7 protein-coding genes are annotated in these 3,112 nt (G+C 35.0%); 3 read left to right on the top strand and 4 right to left on the bottom strand.

Features of this window, described 5'->3' with window-relative positions; translation table 11 throughout:
- From HMPREF1639_RS07515 to HMPREF1639_RS09300, 3 genes are all read right to left on the bottom strand, one after another.
- Nucleotides 1–184: replication initiator protein A (locus HMPREF1639_RS07515; RefSeq protein WP_036765089.1), on the bottom strand; the 184-nt coding region annotated here is incomplete at its 3' end.
- 90 nt (nucleotides 185–274) lie between these two features.
- Nucleotides 275–556, bottom strand: a complete 282-nt coding sequence (locus tag HMPREF1639_RS07520) for a CD1845 family protein (RefSeq protein ID WP_001267198.1) — start codon at nucleotides 554–556, stop codon at nucleotides 275–277.
- Nucleotides 557–559: 3 nt separating this feature from the next.
- Nucleotides 560–721, bottom strand: a complete 162-nt coding sequence (locus HMPREF1639_RS09300; RefSeq protein WP_156955971.1) for a hypothetical protein — start codon at nucleotides 719–721, stop codon at nucleotides 560–562.
- 316 nt (nucleotides 722–1,037) lie between these two features.
- Here HMPREF1639_RS09300 and HMPREF1639_RS09305 point away from each other — a divergent pair, with 316 nt between their 5' ends.
- From HMPREF1639_RS09305 to HMPREF1639_RS07530, 3 genes are all read left to right on the top strand, one after another.
- A complete protein-coding gene (locus tag HMPREF1639_RS09305; protein WP_156955969.1) occupies nucleotides 1,038–1,184 on the top strand; it encodes a hypothetical protein in 147 nt (48 codons plus the stop codon).
- A 237-nt stretch (nucleotides 1,185–1,421) separates the two neighbouring features.
- Entirely contained in the window at nucleotides 1,422–1,610 is a 189-nt protein-coding gene (locus HMPREF1639_RS07525) for an AbrB/MazE/SpoVT family DNA-binding domain-containing protein (RefSeq protein ID WP_036765091.1), read from the top strand.
- A gap of 121 nt (nucleotides 1,611–1,731) precedes the next feature.
- On the top strand, nucleotides 1,732–2,187 hold the full coding sequence (locus tag HMPREF1639_RS07530; RefSeq protein ID WP_156955970.1) for a hypothetical protein: 456 nt from the start codon (nucleotides 1,732–1,734) through the stop codon (nucleotides 2,185–2,187).
- A 38-nt stretch (nucleotides 2,188–2,225) separates the two neighbouring features.
- On the opposite strand, the gene HMPREF1639_RS09130 is transcribed toward HMPREF1639_RS07530, so the two are convergent.
- The coding region (locus HMPREF1639_RS09130; RefSeq protein ID WP_207640741.1) for an N-acetylmuramoyl-L-alanine amidase at nucleotides 2,226–3,112 on the bottom strand (887 nt) is incomplete at its 5' end.

The raw sequence follows: 3,112 nt of genomic DNA on the forward strand, positions 1-3,112 counted from the left end.
CTCTGCCTTCCTTGTCNANCCAGTTATTCTTAAAGGACATTCCTGTGCGTTTCAAAAGCATGGAGTATAGGATAATGGCTTCAGCAGACAGTCCCTTAAATTCTTCTCCGTCTACTAATATTTCAGGCACTTTCAGAAAGTTAAATCGCTCTGCTTCTCTGTTATAGAAATAGTCAAAGTCCATGCAAGATCACCTCCCTCCTTAAAAATTTGCAAAGAAAAAGACGATAGTTTTTTCATCTATCGCCTTTGGTAACCATTTTTATGAAATTTTTTAGATTGATTTTATTGCCTCATTGATACCTTGTAAAAAAGCTATAACAGTTGCACCAACCATCGGTATTCCGTATGGACTAACTAAGAATCCAATAATCAATGCTTCTATTCCGATGGTAACTTCTTTTTGCAGAAAAGATGCAATTGCTCCAAATATACAAAACATCATCAGCAAATATAGTAGGGCTGTTCCGATACCAAGTAGAAATGTCAGAAATGCTGTGAGGATACTTAACACCAAGCTAATTGGGAATAAGATTATTTTTATTATCCATCTCATNATTTANTATTCCTCACTTTCAAAAACATTCTTTGTATCTCCACACACCATATCAATGCAAACATTCACATCCATATAATTTTTTAAGACTTTTTTTCGTCCTCCCTCTCCGTCTTCTACAAATACATAATGCTTGTAAAACTGCTTAAAATGCAGTATTTTCACGATTTCACTCTTTGTATCAACGCTATGCACTCTACATGAACGCTATGTCGACTATCCATTTCATATTATATCATAGTTAATCGTGATATAGTTTCTTAGACTTTGAGATTTCGCGGTTTTTGGGGTAAAAATATCAGCTAGTACATCGGTGATATCAAGGTGTATTTCACTTAATCTTGTGTGTGGTGGACAAACGGTGGACATGTAAATAAAAATAAGAGGGCAACTAAATCCCTATATACGGAAATTTTTTTTAAAAAAACTATTGACTATTCGTTACGAATAAGGTATAATATAATTAAAGAAAGGGGGAAACATGAGTAACAGATTACACAATCGAATTAAAAAAGAAAGAAAAAGAAAGGAGCTTGAAGAACAAAAAAATAAAGAGTTACTTGAATGGCTTATAACAATAATAACTCTGATACAGTTTATAGAATCATTAAAAAACTATTTCAAGTAACTCTTATGAGGGGCTAAGCCCCTCACCCTTTAAGGGTATTATAACATACTCATGTGAAATATGAAATGAAAAATAATAAAACATTAGTAATATCTATTTTAGGCTTTCTATCTATAATGCTATTTAATATAACTAAAAATATTTCATTTTTATTTGTTACAATGGTATTTTTAATAAGCTTCTTTTACCTGAAGTTTAGAAATAGATGATTAGATTAAAGTTGGAAAGGAAATAATAATGAGTGAAGAAAGAAAAGCTAAAATGTCACTAAATAAATCGGGTGGAACAGCAGGAAAGGGTGGCATAACCTATAGGGTCACTATCCCAAGTACCTGGGCAAAAGCAATTGGTATTACGGAAGATAGTAGAGATTTATCAATAAGATATGATGAAAAAAAACAACAAATAATTATTAAAAAAATATAAAAAAACTATTGACTATTCGTTACGAATAAGGTATAATATAATTAAAGATAAGGAAATACAAAAAAACAACATTAAAAAAAACGGAGGTATAAAAATGAAAAAGTATTTACTGGAAGAAGCGTTGTTAAGTTCAAGAGGTGAACTTTTTGAACCGGGATATGATCACTGCATAGAAAAGTGGGATAAGGTGCCCGATAAAGAGGATGTTTATTTTTGGATAAATGAGAGTATTCAGAAGTACTGGAAGGAGAAGAAAGTTGCAACTTGCTCATACACACTATATGAAGCAGAAGTTGACGAAAATGGCGATTCTATTGGAGAGTGGGAGCCGTTAAAAAATTACAACTTCGATATTGCTAAGGCAAGAAAAAATAAGGACCTTAAGGAATATCACGAAGAGTTTATAAGTTTTGTTGAAAGTTGTGACAGCTGGTCTGATGTAGAGGCTGACGAATATGCCGACCATCTTGACGACCTGGGTCTGAATTATCACAAGTACGACGACCCAGATATGATGTGGGCTGATTACCTTAAGGCAGTAGAGGCCTTAGACGTTAATATAGAAGAAGCACAATAAAAACAAAGGGGGGCCAAATATGCCCCCTATTTTAATGACTATTTTATCCAATAACCATTGCTATCAAATTCATAATTCTTGCCGTCAATGACCTGCTTACCAGTAAGCATATAACCCTTAGAGTTAAAGTAAAACCAATTGTTATTGTACTTTAGCCAACCTGTAGCCATCTCACCATCCCTATCAGGCTTTAGGTAAAACCATTTAGACCCTGACTTTAGCCAGCCAGTTCTTTTCTTACCCTTATCATAGTAATACCACTTGCCATTTTCCTGGATCCATCTCGACTTAGGGACTACCTTTTGAGTAGTCTGTTCAACTTCTTCTACATCACTGTCTACCACTTGACCTGTAAGTCCATAAGCTATTGCCTCGGCTATCTTCTTAAATCCTAACTTCTTGGCTAAGTCTGAATCGTGCTTATTGTCACAGAAGAAACTTTCAAATAGCACGGCTGTAGGTCTAGTACTTCCTATGATATATAGGTCTCCTCTTGATTTAGGGCCCCTATTTTTAAAGCCCAGCTTAGACAAGGCACTAGACCCTCTAGTAGCTATCTCCTGGCCTTTTCTATCTCCTGGGTAATGTAGCACCTCTGACCCTTGTTTCTGACCATCAAAGGCATTTAGATGTAACTCACACACTAAATCATACTTGCCGCTATTGGCAATCGGCAATTTATATGAAGCTTCCTGCTTCCAGTTGGTAAATACACCTTCAGGGCAAACTATCACGTCGCACGAATGACCTAGTGACTCTAAGGCCCTTTTCACATAAGGGGCTAGCTCCTTATTATACCTATACTCGTGCGTATATCCACTTGCACTAGTACACCCACCACCTTTTAAAATCGAATGACCTACACTTAAAAATATCTTCATTCCTTTTACCTCGCTTTCTTTTATAACATCATCATATTTATATA

The sequence above is a fragment of the Peptostreptococcus sp. MV1 genome, assembly GCF_000758885.1.
In the GTDB taxonomy this organism is placed as follows: Bacteria; Bacillota; Clostridia; order Peptostreptococcales; family Peptostreptococcaceae; genus Peptostreptococcus.

Bases quoted from the DNA above. Each gene is read 5' to 3' on its own strand.
- HMPREF1639_RS07520 (WP_001267198.1), bottom strand. From the start codon at position 556: ATGAGATGGATAATAAAAATAATCTTATTCCCAATTAGCTTGGTGTTA.
- HMPREF1639_RS09305 (WP_156955969.1), top strand. From the start codon at position 1,038: ATGAGTAACAGATTACACAATCGAATTAAAAAAGAAAGAAAAAGAAAG.
- HMPREF1639_RS07525 (WP_036765091.1), top strand. From the start codon at position 1,422: ATGAGTGAAGAAAGAAAAGCTAAAATGTCACTAAATAAATCGGGTGGA.